This window comes from Halorubrum sp. SP3 (genome assembly GCF_005435195.1).
In the GTDB taxonomy this organism is placed as follows: Archaea; Halobacteriota; Halobacteria; order Halobacteriales; family Haloferacaceae; genus Halorubrum; species Halorubrum sodomense.
This window is the reverse complement of sequence record NZ_SGTU01000185.1, coordinates 1-754: the sequence shown is the minus strand read 5'-3', so window position 1 is coordinate 754 and position 754 is coordinate 1. Positions and strand designations below refer to the sequence as shown.

Genomic DNA, 754 nt, shown 5'->3' with positions numbered 1-754 from the left:
CGAGCACAGGAACGGAGACATCGGCTCGGTCAGCGAGGTCTTCCCTCGGTACGCCGTCGTCCAGATGGTCTTCGATAGACCAACGGCGGATCGGATGCGGACTGTAATTGACGGGACATTCCGACGCCATCGAGTCTTTGGCTGCGTCACACTCGTTGATGTCTCGGTTCTGAGGACATTCATTCGAGAAGGCACACGGTCGAGTCATCTTATACAGATCCCGACGGACCGTCGTTGTCGAAGGACGACCGCCGTTCCTGTTCCGTAGTAAGGGTTTTCGACCAAATTTGTCCGTCCCCTCGCCGTTTCGTTCAGGATGTTCGAGGTACTCGTTGATCAGCTCGCAGAGGTGACTCGGGACGTTGATGTTCCTCTCTCCGTCGGACCCGTTTTTTAATGGTGTCCCCTTCCCACCGTATTCTTCCTCAGGTCTATGCCGAAGTTCGATCTTCTGCTCGTCAGGGTAGTAGTCGTCCTCGTCGATACTGACGAGGGCACCGAGACGAATCGTCAGTTCCTTCGGCAGAGCAAATTCGATATGACGGCGGGATGCGCGGTCGTACTTGTGAAAGTACGCACTGATCGCTTCTACTGCCTCGTCGTCCGGTTTCCGATCACAGACTTCTTCGTCTTCATCGATGCTCGCCTGAGGCATCCTGTCCGGTGTGTTTTCGGAGACAACTTCGATGCGTTCACAGAACACCAGAAATCTCCGGACGACCGCAAGATACCCGTTGAGGCTGACGTTGTTGGT

General features: G+C 55.0%; 1 pseudogene. It reads right to left on the bottom strand.

Annotated features, from left to right (window positions below):
- Positions 1 to 754 (bottom strand): annotated as a pseudogene (locus EXE42_RS18845) (integrase); the annotation flags it as partial.